At 71.4% G+C, this 13,735-nt stretch carries 11 protein-coding genes; 1 reads left to right on the top strand and 10 read right to left on the bottom strand.

What is annotated here, in order from left to right:
* Positions 1–5 precede the first annotated feature (5 nt).
* From pgi to tkt, 5 genes are read right to left on the bottom strand one after another with little or no spacing between them, the layout of a single operon-like run.
* Positions 6–1,667, bottom strand: coding sequence for a glucose-6-phosphate isomerase (pgi, locus tag ACZ42A_RS05515; protein ID WP_468525811.1), 1,662 nt, complete (start codon positions 1,665–1,667; stop codon positions 6–8).
* A gap of 1 nt (position 1,668) precedes the next feature.
* The gene (gene opcA, locus ACZ42A_RS05510; protein ID WP_468525810.1) at positions 1,669–2,595 is read right to left on the bottom strand and encodes a glucose-6-phosphate dehydrogenase assembly protein OpcA; all 927 of its coding nucleotides are present in this window, start codon (positions 2,593–2,595) and stop codon (positions 1,669–1,671) included.
* Positions 2,592–4,154 (bottom strand): glucose-6-phosphate dehydrogenase, encoded by a 1,563-nt coding sequence (gene zwf / locus ACZ42A_RS05505; protein ID WP_468525809.1) that lies wholly within the window; start codon positions 4,152–4,154, stop codon positions 2,592–2,594. Before zwf ends, opcA begins: the two co-directional genes overlap by 4 nt.
* Complete coding sequence (gene tal, locus ACZ42A_RS05500) at positions 4,155–5,297, bottom strand: transaldolase (RefSeq protein ID WP_468525808.1); 1,143 nt, start codon at positions 5,295–5,297, stop codon at positions 4,155–4,157.
* A gap of 19 nt (positions 5,298–5,316) precedes the next feature.
* A complete protein-coding gene (gene tkt / locus ACZ42A_RS05495) occupies positions 5,317–7,392 on the bottom strand; it encodes a transketolase (RefSeq protein ID WP_468525807.1) in 2,076 nt (691 codons plus the stop codon).
* Between the two features lie 169 nt (positions 7,393–7,561).
* Between tkt and ACZ42A_RS05490 the strand changes: the two genes are divergently transcribed.
* Positions 7,562–8,455, top strand: a complete 894-nt coding sequence (locus tag ACZ42A_RS05490; RefSeq protein ID WP_468525806.1) for a helix-turn-helix domain-containing protein — start codon at positions 7,562–7,564, stop codon at positions 8,453–8,455.
* 47 nt (positions 8,456–8,502) lie between these two features.
* Here the strand turns inward: ACZ42A_RS05490 and ACZ42A_RS05485 are convergent, their stop codons facing one another.
* From ACZ42A_RS05485 to ACZ42A_RS05465, 5 genes are all read right to left on the bottom strand, one after another.
* Positions 8,503–9,900, bottom strand: coding sequence for a glycoside hydrolase family 16 protein (locus tag ACZ42A_RS05485; protein ID WP_468525805.1), 1,398 nt, complete (start codon positions 9,898–9,900; stop codon positions 8,503–8,505).
* 156 nt (positions 9,901–10,056) lie between these two features.
* Entirely contained in the window at positions 10,057–10,209 is a 153-nt protein-coding gene (locus ACZ42A_RS05480; RefSeq protein ID WP_468525804.1) for a hypothetical protein, read from the bottom strand.
* Positions 10,210–10,358: 149 nt separating this feature from the next.
* Positions 10,359–11,741 carry an alpha/beta hydrolase family protein gene (locus tag ACZ42A_RS05475; protein WP_468525803.1) on the bottom strand — a complete coding sequence of 461 codons (1,383 nt, stop codon included), beginning with the start codon at positions 11,739–11,741 and terminating at the stop codon, positions 10,359–10,361.
* Positions 11,738–13,093, bottom strand: a complete 1,356-nt coding sequence (locus tag ACZ42A_RS05470; RefSeq protein ID WP_468525802.1) for an MFS transporter — start codon at positions 13,091–13,093, stop codon at positions 11,738–11,740. The genes ACZ42A_RS05475 and ACZ42A_RS05470 overlap by 4 nt, the downstream gene beginning before the upstream one ends.
* 104 nt (positions 13,094–13,197) lie before the next feature.
* Positions 13,198–13,626: a MarR family winged helix-turn-helix transcriptional regulator gene (locus ACZ42A_RS05465; RefSeq protein ID WP_468525801.1), complete on the bottom strand. Its 429-nt coding sequence runs from the start codon at positions 13,624–13,626 to the stop codon at positions 13,198–13,200.
* Between the last annotated feature and the right edge of the window lie 109 nt (positions 13,627–13,735).

The raw sequence follows: 13,735 nt of genomic DNA, 5'->3' as shown, positions 1-13,735 counted from the left end.
GGTGGTTACTTCTCTTCCTTGAGGTCGCGGTAGGCCGCGACGAGGGCGGCGGTGGAGGGGTCGAGACCGGGCACGTCCGCGCCCTCGGTCAGGGCCGGTTCGACGCGCTTGGCGAGGACCTTGCCCAGCTCGACGCCCCACTGGTCGAAGGAGTCGATGTTCCAGACCGCGCCCTGGACGAACACCTTGTGCTCGTAGAGGGCGATCAGCTGGCCGAGCACCGACGGGGTCAGCTCCGGCGCGAGGATCGTGGTCGTCGGGTGGTTGCCCTTGAAGGTGCGGTGCGGGACCTGCTCCTCGGCGACGCCCTCCGCGCGGACCTCGTCGGCGGTCTTGCCGAAGGCGAGCGCCTGGCCCTGCGCGAACAGGTTGGCCATCAGCAGGTCGTGCTGCGCCTTGAGGTCGTCGCTCAGCTCGGCGGCGGGGCGGGCGAAGCCGATGAAGTCCGCGGGGATGAGCTTGGTGCCCTGGTGGATGAGCTGGTAGTAGGCGTGCTGGCCGTTGGTCCCGGGCGTGCCCCACACCACCGGCCCGGTCTGCCAGTCGACCTCGTGCCCGTCCCGGCCGACGTACTTGCCGTTGGACTCCATGTCCAGCTGCTGGAGGTAGGCGGTGAACTTGGAGAGGTAGTGGCTGTACGGCAGCACGGCGTGCGACTGGGCGTCGTGGAAGTTGTTGTACCAGATGCCCAGCAGGCCCAGCAGGAGCGGCGCGTTGGCCTCCGGGGGCGCGGTGCGGAAGTGCTCGTCGACGAGGCGGAAGCCGTCGAGCAGCTCGCGGAAGCGGTCCGGGCCGATGGCGATCATCAGGGAGAGACCGATCGCCGAGTCGAACGAGTAGCGGCCGCCGACCCAGTCCCAGAACTCGAACATGTTGTCCGGGTCGATACCGAACTCGGTGACCTTCCCGGCGTTCGTCGACAGGGCGACGAAGTGCTTCGCGACGGCCTTCTCGTCACCCAGCCCGGCCGGCCCGTTCAGCAGCCAGGTGCGGGCCGAAGTGGCGTTGGTGATCGTCTCGATGGTGGTGAACGTCTTCGAGGCGACGATGAACAGCGTCTCCGCCGGGTCCAGGTCGCGGACCGCCTCGTGCAGGTCGGAGCCGTCCACGTTGGAAACGAAACGGACCGTCAGGTCCCGTGCGGTGTACGGCCGCAGCGCCTCGTACGCCATCGCCGGGCCGAGGTCGGAGCCGCCGATGCCGATGTTGACGACGTTCCGGATGCGCTTGCCGGTGTGGCCGGTCCACTCACCGGAGCGGACCCGCTCGGCGAAGGCGCTCATCTTGTCGAGGACCGCGTGCACGGCGGGGACCACGTTCTCCCCGTCCACCTCGACCACCGCGTCGCGCGGGGCCCGCAGCGCGGTGTGCAGCACGGCCCGGTTCTCGGTGCTGTTGATCTTCTCGCCGCGGAACATGGCGTCCCGCAGTCCGAACACGTCGGTGACGGCGGCGAGTTCGCGCAGCAGCTCCAGCGTCTCGTCGGTGATCAGATGCTTGGAGTAGTCGATGCGCAGATCGCCGACGCGCACCACGTACCGCTCCGCGCGGCCGGGGTCGGTGGCGAACAGCTCGCGCAGATGCGCCCGCCAGGCGGCGCGGTGGTCCTCCAGGGCCGTCCACTCGGGACGCCGGGTGAGCCAGGGGGAATCGGAGGAGGCGGGCATCTCAGGCGTTCTCCTTGGTGTCCTTGCCGCGCAGGGCGACGGCGTACATCTCGTCGGCGTCGAGGCGCCGCAGCTCCTCGGCGATGAGTTCGGAGGTGGGGCGCACCTTCAGGGCGAGGGTGCGCGGCGGCTGGCCCGGCAGGGAGAGGGTGGCGAGCGGGCCCTCGGGCCGGTCGATGACGATCTCGCCCTTCGCGGTGCCGAGCCGGACGCCGGTGACGACCGGTCCCGCGGTCTCCACCCGCTCGACCTTCACGTGCAGCCGGGCCTCCAGCCAGCGGGCCAGCAGCTCGGCGCTGGGGTTGTCGGCCTCGCTCTCCACGGCCGCCGAGGTGATCGTCAGCCGGGCCTGGTCGAGGGCGGCGGCCAGCATCGACCGCCACGGGGTGAGCCGGGTCCAGGCGAGGTCGGTGTCGCCGGGCGCGTACGAGCGGGCCCGGACCTCCAGGACCTGGAGCGGCGCCTCGACGGCGTACATGTCGGTGATCCTGCGCTGGGCCAGCGCGCCCAGCGGGTCCTTGGCGGGCACCTCGGGGGCGTCCACCGGCCACCACACGACGACCGGGGCGTCGGGCAGCAGCAGCGGCAGCACCACCGAGTCGGCGTGCTCGGACACCTCGCCGTAGGTGCGCAGGATGACGGTCTCGCCGGTTCCGGCCTCGGAGCCGACCCGTACCTCGGCGTCCAGCCGGGACTGGGTGCGCTCGCGCGGGGTGCGGGCGTGCCGCTTGATGACGACCAGGGTGCGCGAGGGGTGCTCGTGCGAGGCCTGCTCGGCCGCCTTGATCGCGTCGTAGGCGTTCTCCTCGTCGGTGACGATCACCATCGTCAGGACCATGCCCACGGCGGGGGTGCCGATGGCCCGGCGGCCCTGCACCAGCGCCTTGTTGATCTTGCTTGCCGTGGTGTCGGTCAGGTCGATCTTCATGGCCTGCGCCAGCTCCGTCCGTCTCGTGCGAGCATCTCGTCGGCTTCCTTCGGTCCCCAGCTGCCCGACGCGTACTGGGCGGGCCTGCCGTGCGTGGCCCAGTACTCCTCGATCGGGTCGAGGATCTTCCAGGACTCTTCCACTTCCTGGTGACGGGGGAACAGGTTCGCGTCGCCGAGCAGCACGTCCAGGATCAGCCGCTCGTACGCCTCCGGGCTGGACTCGGTGAACGACTCGCCGTAGGCGAAGTCCATCGTCACGTCCCGGATCTCCATGGAGGTGCCCGGCACCTTCGAGCCGAACCGGACGGTCATGCCCTCGTCGGGCTGGACGCGGATGACGATGGCGTTCTGGCCGAGTTCCTCCGTCGCCGTTGTGTCGAAGGGGGAGTGCGGGGCCCGCTGGAAGACCACCGCGATCTCGGTGACCCGGCGGCCGAGGCGCTTGCCGGTGCGCAGATAGAAGGGGACGCCCGCCCAGCGGCGGTTGTCCACGTTCAGCTTGATCGCGGCGTAGGTGTCGGTGACGGAGGCCGGGTCGATGCCGTCCTCCTGGAGGTAGCCGCGCACCTGCGCGCCGCCCTGCCAGCCGCCCGCGTACTGCCCGCGCACGGTGTGCCGGCCCAGGTCCTGCGGCAGCTTGACCGCCTTCAGCACCTTCAGCTTCTCGGTGAGCAGCGACTCGGCGTCGAACGCGGCCGGCTCCTCCATGGCGGTGAGCGCCATCAGCTGCAGCAGGTGGTTCTGGATGACGTCCCGGGCGGAGCCGATGCCGTCGTAGTAGCCCGCGCGACCGCCGATGCCGATGTCCTCGGCCATGGTGATCTGCACATGGTCGACGTACGACCGGTTCCAGATCGGCTCGAACATCTGGTTGGCGAAGCGCAGCGCCAGGATGTTCTGGACCGTCTCCTTGCCCAGGTAGTGGTCGATCCGGAAGACCTGGTCCGGTTCGAACACGTCGTGCACGATCGCGTTCAGCTCCCGGGCGCTGCCCAGGTCGTGGCCGAACGGCTTCTCGATGACGGCCCGCCGCCAGGAGCCCTCCGGGGCGTCCGCGAGACCGTGCTTCTTCAGCTGCTGGACGACCTTCGGGAAGAACTTCGGCGGTACGGAGAGATAGAAGGCGTAGTTGCCGCTCGTGCCGCGCGAGGCGTCCAGCTCCTCCACCGCCGCGCGCAGCTGCTTGAACGCGTCGTCGTCGTCGAAGTCGCCGGGGATGAACCGCATGCCCTCGGCGAGCTGCTGCCAGACCTCCTCGCGGAACGGGGTGCGGGCGTGCTCGCGGACGGCCTCGTGCACGACCTGGGCGAAGTCCTGGTTCTCCCAGTCCCGGCGGGCGAACCCGACGAGCGAGAAGCCCGGCGGCAGCAGGCCGCGGTTGGCCAGGTCGTAGACGGCCGGCATCAGCTTCTTGCGGGACAGGTCGCCGGTGACGCCGAAGATGACGAGCCCGGACGGGCCCGCGATCCGCGGCAGCCGGCGGTCGCGCACATCGCGCAACGGGTTGGCCCAGCCGGCCGCCGGGGCGGTCAGCTCTTCGAGCGGGGTCTCGCTCATTTACGCGTCAACTCCCTTGCTCAGCAGGGACTTCGTCACCGCGTCCAGCAGGTCCTGCCAGGCGGCCTCGAACTTGGCGACGCCCTCGTCCTCCAGCTGCTGGACGACCTCGTCGTAGGAGATGCCCAGCCGCTCCACGGCCGCGAGGTCGGCGCGGGCCTGGGCGTAGCCGCCGCTGACGGTGTCGCCGGTGATCTCGCCGTGGTCGCGGACGGCGTTCAGGGTGGCCTCGGGCATCGTGTTGACCGTGCCGGGGGCGACCAGGTCGTCGACGTACAGGGTGTCCTTGTACGCCGGGTCCTTCACACCGGTCGACGCCCACAGCGGACGCTGCTTGTTGGCCTTGGCGCCGGCCAGGGCCGTCCAGCGGTCGCCGCCGAAGACCTCCTCGTACGCCTCGTAGGCGAGCCGCGCGTTGGCGAGCGCCGCCCGGCCCTTCAGGGCCGACGCCTCGTCGGTGCCGAGGACGGTGAGCCGCTTGTCGATCTCGGTGTCGACGCGGGAGACGAAGAAGGACGCCACGGAGTGGATGGTGCTCAGGTCCCGGCCCGCGGCCTGGGCCTTCTCCAGGCCGGCGAGGTAGGCGTCCATGACCGCGCGGTAGCGCTCCAGGGAGAAGATCAGCGTGACGTTGACGCTGATGCCCTGGGCGACCACCTCGGTGATGGCGGGCAGGCCCGCCTTGGTCGCCGGAATCTTGATCATGACGTTGGGGCGGTCGACCAGCCAGGCGAGCTGCTTGGCCTCGGCGATCGTGGCCGCGGTGTCGTGGGCGAGGCGCGGGTCCACCTCGATGGAGACCCGGCCGTCCCGGCCGCCGGTCGCCTTGTATACCGGATCCAGGATATCGGCGGCGGCCCGCACGTCGGCGGTCGTCATCATCCGGACGGCCTCGTCCACCGTCACGCCCCGCACAGCGAGGTCGGCCAGCTGCTCCTCGTAGCCCGCGCCGGAGCCGATGGCGGCCTGGAAGATCGACGGGTTGGTGGTCACGCCCACCACATGGCTGGTCTCGACGAGTTCGGCGAGGTTGCCGGAGGTGATCCGGCCGCGCGACAGGTCGTCCAGCCAGATCGACACGCCCTGGTCGGAGAGGCGCTTGAGGGCTCCCGCACTCGCGGTTGCTTCGGTCAATGTGATCATCTTCTTTCTGGCGGTCGGATCAACCATGGACGGCGGCGAGGGATTCCCGCGCCACGGCGACGACGTTGTCGGCGGTGAAGCCATAGGCGGCGAACAGGGTCTTCGCATCGGCGGAGGCGCCGAAGTGTTCGAGGGAGACGATGCGTCCTGCGTCACCTACGAACCGGTACCACGTCAGACCCACCCCGGCTTCGACCGCGACACGAGCCCGCACGGACGGCGGAAGGACGCTCTCGCGGTAGGCGCGCGGCTGCTCCTCGAACCACTCCACGGACGGCATCGACACCACGCGCGTCGGCACCCCGTCGGCCTGCAGCCGCTCACGGGCCGCGACGGCGAGCTGCACCTCGGAGCCCGTGGCGATGAGGATCACCTGGGGCTCGCCGCCGTCGGCCTCGCGCAGCACATAGCCGCCCTTCGCCGCGTCCTCGTTGGGCTCGTACGTCGGTACGCCCTGACGGGTGAGGGCGAGGCCGTGCGGGGCGGGCCGGGTGGCGTGGCGGCGCAGGATCTCGCGCCAGGCGATCGCGGTCTCGTTGGCGTCGGCCGGGCGGACGATGTTCAGACCCGGGATGGCGCGCAGCGAGGCCAGGTGCTCGACCGGCTGGTGCGTCGGGCCGTCCTCGCCCAGACCGATGGAGTCGTGCGTCCACACGTACGTCACCGGCAGCTGCATCAGCGCGGACATGCGGACCGCGTTGCGCATGTAGTCGGAGAACACCAGGAAGGTGCCGCCGTAGACGCGGGTGTTGCCGTGCAGCGCGATGCCGTTCATCTCCGCGGCCATCGAGAACTCGCGGATGCCGAAGTGGACCGTACGGCCGTACGGGTCCGCCTCCGGCAGCGGGTTGCCCTCGGGCAGGAACGAGCTGGTCTTGTCGATCGTGGTGTTGTTGGAGCCGGCCAGGTCGGCGGAGCCGCCCCACAGCTCGGGGATGACCTCGCCCAGCGCCTGGAGCACCTTGCCGGACGCGGCGCGCGTGGCGACCGACTTGCCCGGCTCGAAGACCGGCAGCCTCTCCTCCCAGCCGGCCGGCAGCTCACCCTTGCTGATCCGGTCGAACTCGGTGGCGCGCTCGGGCTGGGCGGTGCGCCATGCGGCGATCCGCTTGTCCCAGGCGGTGTGCGCCTCGGCGCCCCGGTCCAGGGCCCGCCGGGTGTGGGCCAGGACCTCGTCGGCGACCTCGAAGCTCTGCTCCGGGTCGAAGCCGAGGACGCGCTTGGTGGCGGCGATCTCCTCCTCGCCGAGCGCCGAACCGTGCGAGGCCTCCGTGTTCTGCGCGTTCGGTGCGGGCCAGGCGATGATCGTGCGCATCGCGATGATCGAGGGCCGCTCGGTCTCCGCCTGCGCCGCCTTCAGCGCCGCGTACAGGGCGTGGACGTCGACGTCGCCGTTCTCGGCGGGCTCGATCCGCTGGGTGTGCCAGCCGTACGCCTCGTACCGCTTCAGCACGTCCTCGGAGAACGCGGTCGCGGTGTCGCCCTCGATGGAGATGTGGTTGTCGTCGTAGAGGAAGACCAGGTTGCCGAGCTTCTGGTGGCCGGCGAGCGAGGAGGCCTCGGCGGAGACGCCCTCCTCCAGGTCGCCGTCGGAGACGATCGCCCAGATGGTGTGGTCGAAGGGCGACTCACCGGCCGGGGCCTCGGGGTCGAACAGACCGCGCTCGTAACGGGCGGCCATCGCCATACCCACGGCGTTGGCGACACCCTGCCCGAGCGGACCGGTCGTGGTCTCCACCCCGGCGGTGTGCCCGTACTCGGGGTGACCGGGCGTCTTGGAGCCCTGGGTGCGGAACGCCTTGAGATCGTCCAGGCTCAGCTCGTACCCGGCGAGGAAGAGCTGGGTGTAGAGCGTCAGCGAGGTGTGTCCGGGGGAGAGGACGAAGCGGTCGCGGCCCGTCCACTCGGGGTCGGCGGGGTCGTGCCGCATCAGCTTCTGAAAGATCGTGTACGCGGCGGGGGCGAGGCTCATCGCCGTGCCCGGGTGCCCGTTCCCGACCCGCTGCACGGCGTCCGCCGCCAGCAGACGGGCGGTGTCGACGGCACGCCGGTCGAGGTCGGTCCACTCGAAGCCGTCGGATGTCTGCGCGCTCATCTGATCGCAGCCCCCTTCAAAAAGTCATCGAAATCAGAGTCTTCGCTGGTCAGCCGCGTTCGACTCTAAAAGTCTGACTTTTTCGAGTGAAGGTCCGGGTGTGTCAGTCTGTGGTGAAAGTGGGACACCCCGACGGCTCAGCGCGCGACCGAGGCGGCACAAGAACGACATGGCGGACAGAACCATCCCCCAGGGTGACGGCGGCGGCATCCGGACCTTCCCCTTCCCCACCGACCGCAGCATCAGCGGCGTCGGCATGCAGGTCGGCCCGATGGGCGCCGAGCGGACCTGGCACGCCGAGGCGCCGCTGGACCGCGTCCACCGCATCGACTTCCACGTCGTGATGGTCTTCGCCGCCGGCCCCGTACGCCACATGGTCGACTTCACCGAATACGAGGCGACGGCCGGCGACGTGCTGTGGATCCGCCCGGGACAGGTGCACCGCTTCACGACCACGAGCGAGTACCGCGGAACCGTCCTCACCATGCAGCCCGGCTTCCTGCCCCGGGCCACCGTCGAGGCCACCGGCCTCTACCGCTACGACCTGCCGCCCCTGCTCCACCCCGACGCGCCGCAACTCGCCGCGTTGGAGGCCTCCCTCGCCCAGCTCCGCCGCGAGTACGAGGACACCGCCACCCTCCCGCTGAGCCTGCACACCGCCGTGCTGCGCCACTCCCTCACCGCGTTCCTGCTGCGCCTCGCCCATCTCGCGGCCGGCTCCGTGGAGGCGTCCCGGCAGCAGACCGACACCGCCTTCACCCTCTTCCGGGACGCCGTCGAGGCGGGCTTCGCCACCAACCACAGCGTCAGCGCCTACGCCGACGCCCTCGGCTACTCGCGCCGCACCCTCGTCCGCGCGGTCCGCGCCGCGACCGGCGAGACGCCGAAGTCCTTCATCGACAAGCGGGTCGTCCTCGAGGCCAAGCGCCTGCTCGCGCACACCGACCTGCCGATCGGCCGGGTGGGCGCCGCCGTCGGCTTCCCCGACGCGGCGAACTTCTCCAAGTTCTTCCACCAGCACACGGACGTGACGCCGGCGGCGTTCCGCGCGGAGCTTCGATAACGAAACGGGCCCCACGCGCGCGTGGAGCCCCGATTCGCAGAACGCGGTCAGCGGCCGAAGTGGAACCAGTTCACATTCACGAAGTCCGCCGGCTGCCCGCTGGTGAACGTCAGATACACATCGTGCGTGCCGGTGACCGACGAGATGTTCGCCGGGACCGTACGCCACGACTGCCAGCCGCCCGTGTTGCCGATCGCGAAACTCCCGATCGGCGCGTTGCTGCGGCTGTCCAGGCGTACCTCGACCAGGCCGCTCACCCCGGAGCCGGCGCCGCTGGCCACCCGGGCGTAGAACTGCCGGGCGGGCGTGGACCCGAAGTTGACGCCCCGGTAGAGGGCCCAGTCCCCGTTGGCCACCGCCCCGATGTTCTGCCCGCCGCCGGTGTCGGAGGTGGACTCGGTCATCACCCCGGACTGGCCGTCGTACGACTCGGCCTGGATGGCGCTGTACGCGTCGCGGTTGCCGGTCGGCGGGGGAGTGGTACCGCTCCCACCGGTCGACAGCACCTGGACGTAGTCGACGACCATGGAGTGGCCGGGGACCGTGCCGGCGTCCGGGCCGCCGCCGAACGCGTCGGGGAAGCCGCCGCCCATCGCCACGTTGAGGATGATGAAGAAGCCGTGGTCGGTGGCGTTGGACCAGGTCGTCGCGTCCACCTGGTTCTCGCGCACCGTGTGGAAGTGGGTGTTGTCGACGTAGAAGCGGATCTCCTCGACGCTGGTCGAGCGGTCCCACTCCAGGCGGTAGGTGTGGAAGCCGGCCTGGCAGGTGGTGCCGGGGCAGGCGGTGGAGCCGCCGATGCCGCTGGTCTCGTTGCAGGGGCCGCCCGGTGAGGTGCCGCAGTGCATGGTGGCCCAGACGGTGTTCAGGCCCTGGGTGTTCTCCATGATGTCCAGCTCGCCGACGGCGGGCCAGTTCCAGTAGTTGCCCCGGTAGGGCGCGCCCAGCATCCAGAACGCGGGCCAGTAGCCCTTGGCGGCGGCGCCGGTGACGTTCGGCACCTGGATGCGGGCCTCGACGCGCAGCGTGCCGTTCGCCGGGGGCTGGAAGTCGGTGCGGTTGGTCTCGATCCGGCCGGAGGTCCAGCGGCCGGCGGCGTCGCGGCGCGGGGTGATGCGCAGGTTGCCGTTGCCGTCGAGGGAGACGTTGTCGGTGCTGGACGTCATCGTCTCGACCTCGCCGGTGCCCCAGTTGGCGGGGCCGCCCGGGTAGCCGGTGCCGGTCGCGTACTGCCAGTTGGCGGTGTTCACGCCGCTGCCGGCGGCGCCGTTGAAGTCGTCGACGAAGACCTGTGTCCAGCCGGACGGTGGCGGCGGGGCCGCCGCGGTCGCGGACGGCGCGGTGACCGTCGTGGCGGCCGCCGCCAGGCCCAGGGCGCCGACGACGGCGACCAGCGCCCGCCGCAGCGGGCGCCGTCTGCGGGATGTGCCGGAGGGTGCACTCATGTGGGGGTGCCTCTCGGGTACGGGAGTGGATGCGCGGGTATCCGCCGAGAGCGCCCAAAGGTGTCTGAGAGCGCTCTCAAGGTGGGCCCAATGTGCTCGCCGTACCCCTGGACGTCAAGAGGTGAAACCGAGAAAGTCCTTTCCCCGCAGGGGAGTTCACCCCGTGAAGGAGGGTGGACTCCCCTGCGGGGACATGGGGGTCAGCGGCCCGCCGGTTCCGGCACCGCCCGTCGTGAACGCCCCGAAGACGACGGCCAGCAGCAGCGCCGCACAGCTGACCACCCGGCCGGAGCGGCCCAGCCCGGTCACCACGGCCTCCCTGTCGTCGCCGCGGCGCCCGCCGCGAACAGCACCAGGACCGGGCGGACATCGGCGGCTCCTCTGCGCACGGGCCGCTCCAGTATCCGGCGCGCGGGGGAGCGGGTCCTCACCGGTGCGAGGGATATCCGGGGTGCGGGTCAGCGCCTCGCGTCCCCGGGGTGGGCCAGGTCGTACGGGCGGGGGTACGGCGCCGGATGGTGGGCGACGTAGCGCGGATCGGATGGCGGGTCCGCCTGCTTCGCGCGGGAGTTGAGGGTGGCGGGGTCGGCGGTCCAGCGGCCCGTGGCCAGGCGGTGTTCCAGGGTGTGCAGGGCGGCCAGGGTCTCGCCGGTGGTGAAGGTGCAGTGGCCGGGGCCGTCGACGTAGGCCTGGGCGAGCAGGTTGCCGGATCCGGCGGCGGTGGCGGCGCGGCGGTAGGCGCTCTCGGCCTGGACGGGGATCAGCGCGTCGCCCGTGGTGTGGATGTTCAGCTGCGGGTCGTGCAGCCGGCCGGTGAGGACGCTGGTGTCGCGCATCCACCGGACGGCCGACGGGTCGCCCGCGATGCGGGGCGCTCGGTTCAGCGCCGCGAGGTCGGCGCGCAGCGAGACGCCCGCCTCCTTGTACAGCTCGCTCACCTCCTTGAACAGCGGGGAACGCCCCAGCAGCGCCGCGTAGTCGACGCCGGTGTTCCAGGAGGGGTTGCCGCCGGCCCGGGACTCGGCCTCCTGCCGCCAGCTGAACGCGGGCAGCCGCAGCAGGCCCATGACCGCCTCGTACTGGTTGGCCTGCTGGGCCTGCCAGTCGGTGGGCCCCGGCGCGGGCTGGGCGGGGTCGTTGTGGCCGGGAATGTTGTGCAGGGCGGCGGCCAGCGCGATCCGGGCGCGGCCCTGCGGCGTCCGCTGCGCGGCCTCGGCCTTGGCGGTGAGCTCGCTCGCGGCGCGCTGGGCGGTCTCCTGGTCGGGGAAGCCGGTGAGCGGGAGGTCCGTGTCGGGGGCGAGCAGGGTCTTCAGGGCGAACACCGGGTCCAGGGTGCTGTTCCAGTTGGCGATCCCGCCCTGCACCAGACCGCACATCGACAGGCTGCCGTCGAAACGGTCCGCGTGCCGCTCGGCGAGTGTGGTCGTGACCATTCCGCCGTAGGAGGTGCCCCAGGCGAGCGTCCGCCGGGCCGCGCCGAACCGCTCGGTGAACAGGTCCAGCGTGGCGAGCTGGTCGGGGACGGCGTCCGTGACCGCCCAGCCGGTCGTCGCGTACGAGGAGCCGATCAGGGCGTAGCCGTCGGCGAGGAGGGCCGTTCGGGTCTCGGGACTCGGCGCGTTCTGCGCGGGGTTGGGCCAGTCGGCGGCGCGGTAGCCGTGGCTGTAGAGGAGGACCGTGCCGTTCCAGTCGGCCGGTATGTCCATCAGGTAGGCGGCGCCGGACGGGAGACGGCCCTCCAGGTGGGCGTCTGCCGGGCGGGTGCCGTCCGTGGCGGCCCGGGCGGGGACTGCGGCGACGGTGAGCAGCGCCAGGGCGGCCAGGGCGGGTCGGATTCTCAACTCGGGGTTCCTTCCAGGGTGGTGGCGCGGGAGGCGGGGGATTCCAGGGCGTCCGCGCGGGTCTCGCGCAGCCGCCACACGGTGAGCGCGGTGATCGCCGCGCCCGCGCACAGCAGCAGCGCGACCGGGGCGCTGCCGCCCCCGGAGGAGGCGAGCAGACCGCTCGCGATCAGCGGGGAGAACCCGGCGCCGACCAGGGTCGCGGCCTGGTAGCCGAGGGAGGCGCCGGTGTAGCGGACGCGGGTGCCGAACATCTCGGTGAGCAGCGCGCCGAGCGGCCCGTACATCGTGGACTGGGCCAGGCCGTGCCCCAGGACCAGCGCGAGGATCAGCAGACCGGGGGAGCCGGAGTCGACCAGCGCGAGCACCGGGAAGGCGAGCGCGGCGGAGGCGACCGCGCCGGCCAGCACCACCGGGCGGCGCCCGACACGGTCGGACAACGCGGAGGCGGCGGGCAGCACCAGCAGTGCCACACAGGAGGCGACGGTCACCGCCGTCAGCACCTGCGGCCGGCTGTACCCGCCGTGGTCGACCGCGTACGAAATCATGAATCCGGTCAGCAACGACTGCGCCGTGAACGCCCCGATGCCCACACCCGCCGCCAGCAGCACCGGCTTCGGCCGGCGCAGCACCTCCACGACCGGCGGCCGCGCCGACGGCTCGCGGCGCACCTCGGCGAACAGCGGGCTCTCCGCGACCCTCAGCCGCACGAACAGCCCGACGGCCAGCAGCACGACGCTCAGCAGGAACGGCACCCGCCAGCCCCAGGTGCGGAACTCGTCGTCGGGCAGCGCGGACACCAGCGTCACCACGCCCGCCGACAGCACCGAGCCGAGCGGCGCGCCGAGCTGGGTGAAGCTGGACCACAGACCGCGCCGGGAGCCCTGGGTGCGCTCGGCGTGCTCGACGACCATCAGGGTCGCGCCGCCCCACTCGCCGCCGATCGCGACGCCCTGCACGACCCGCAGGGCGACCAGCAGGACCGGCGCCCACACGCCGATCGTGTCGTACGTCGGCAGCAGGCCGATGAGGAAACTGCCGCTGCCCATCAGGACCATGGTCAGCAGCATCATCGACTTGCGGCCGACCCGGTCGCCGAAGTGGCCGAAGACGATGCCGCCCAGCGGCCGGGCCACATACCCGGCGGCGAAGGTGCCGAACGCGGCGATGGTGCCGACGGCCGGGTCGGCCTCGGGGAAGAACAGCTCGCCGAAGACGAGTGCGGCGACGGTGCCGTAGACGAGGAAGTCGTAGAACTCCACCGCCGTGCCGAGCAGTCCGGACAGCGCGACGCGGCGCAACTGCCGGGATTCCGGGGACGGTTGACGGGCGGACGTACGGGATGGCTGCACGATGGGCTCCCTGGGGCCGGGCCGGTGCGTCGGCGAGGACGCCGGTGAAGTTATGCACTTCCCGTACGGCCGTCAATCATCTGCACAACATCAACTGCTGAACGTCAACTGCCGTACCCCGTCCCGGCGATCCGCAGCAGCAGGCCGTGCAGAGCCTCCCGCTCGGCCGCGTCCAGCGGCTCCACCAGCTCGTTGGTGACGCGCCGGCTCGCCTCGTCGGTGTCCCGCAGGAACGCCCGCCCGGCCTCGGTGAGGACGACGATCCGGCTGCGGCGGTCCTCGGGGGCGGGCCGGCGCTCGGCGAAGCCCTGCTTCTCCAGGTCGTCCACCAGGCTGACGATCGCGCTCGGGTCGTAGCCGAGCCGTTCGCTCAGCTCCCGCTGGAGGGCGCCCTCGGTGCCGGCGAGGAAGCGCAGCACCGCGTAGTGGCGCAGCCGCAGGCCCGACTCCTGGAGGAAGGAGTTGAACAACTGCCCCGAGCGCAGGCCCAGTCGGTACAGGAGATAGCCGGTGTCGGCGTGCAGGGCTCGCATCCACGGTTCCTGCGCGTCGATCGGGTCGGTGGGGTTCGCGGGGTGCTGCTGGCGGGCGATGGCGGGCTCCCAGTTCTAGGTGTGTCGATGTACCGATCCCAGCATCCCG

It is taken from the genome of Streptomyces sp. NPDC030838 (assembly GCF_055572035.1).
Note: the sequence above shows the minus strand (reverse complement) of the source record. Positions and strands in the feature narration are given on the sequence as shown.